The organism is Rhodopirellula maiorica SM1 (assembly GCF_000346295.1).
Classification (GTDB): domain Bacteria; phylum Planctomycetota; class Planctomycetia; order Pirellulales; family Pirellulaceae; genus Novipirellula; species Novipirellula maiorica.
In genome coordinates this window covers 1-860 of record NZ_ANOG01000312.1, presented here as the reverse complement: position 1 = coordinate 860, position 860 = coordinate 1, and the positions used below count along the sequence as shown (strand labels likewise).

Annotated in this window: 1 protein-coding gene and 1 pseudogene; both read left to right on the top strand. The window is 53.4% G+C overall.

Annotated features, from left to right (window positions below; translation table 11 throughout):
• Nucleotides 1-147 (top strand): annotated as a pseudogene (argC, locus tag RMSM_RS39725) (N-acetyl-gamma-glutamyl-phosphate reductase); the annotation flags it as partial.
• A gap of 268 nt (nt 148-415) precedes the next feature.
• Nucleotides 416-703, top strand: a complete 288-nt coding sequence (locus RMSM_RS10075; protein ID WP_008695052.1) for a hypothetical protein — start codon at nt 416-418, stop codon at nt 701-703.
• Nucleotides 704-860: the final 157 nt, after the last annotated feature.

Sequence of the window (860 nt, the reverse complement as noted above, 5' to 3'; positions counted from 1 at the left end):
ACCAATCACGTTCAATTGACAGCCCGGGACGCCGGCGACCGCATCGTGCTGGTGTGTGCCATCGACAATTTGACCAAAGGGGCCAGCGGTGCGGCGATCCAAAACATGAACGTCATGTTTGGGCTGCCGCAAACGGCGGGTCTGTAACGCGTTGTGTTTTTCCCAAACGTAGGCCGGAAAACGTAGGTCGGAACAAGCAAACGCCTACAGCAGGGGGCATTTCGCGAGAATACTGCTGTTGAGTCCAACACGGATATGGCAATTCTTGCGAAGTGCATTTGCGCCGTTCCGGCAGCGGGTAGCGTGCTCGTCATTTCAGCTAGAACGTACTCTCGATCGGTTCATCTTGCGTCAAACGGGGAGTTTGCGTAATTTCAGTTGCTTGTCGATTTCATTTCATTCAAGGATTCGAGCGATGTCACGTTTTCTAGCCGGCATGGTCTGCGGCGCGGTATTGTTATTCGTCGCGATGCACTACCACGTCGTGCGTGGCAAAGAGGGTGTGTTTTTGGTCCCCAAGATCAGCAACAACCTATCGAATGTGTACGTCGACATTCGTGATTTTCGTTTGAGCGATTGGCAAGAACATAAGCCACTGGCCGCCGCCATGGTCAAAAACAACCGTTCGGATTTACTCGAAGACGCCTCGCTGAGCAGCTTTCGCACGCAAGTCAGCAGCCTTGTCGATGGCTTGTTCGAGTAGCGAGTTTCGCAACGAAAAAATGCTTCACAGCATGGGTTTGGGCGTTAGCCCCGGTTGAATGTCAGAACCGTGGCTAGCAGGCTGTTGATTTCGTCGAAATGCAAATCGCATTGGTGAGCCGAGGGCCGTAAGGCACCGGGTAATGCGTGGAACCCGG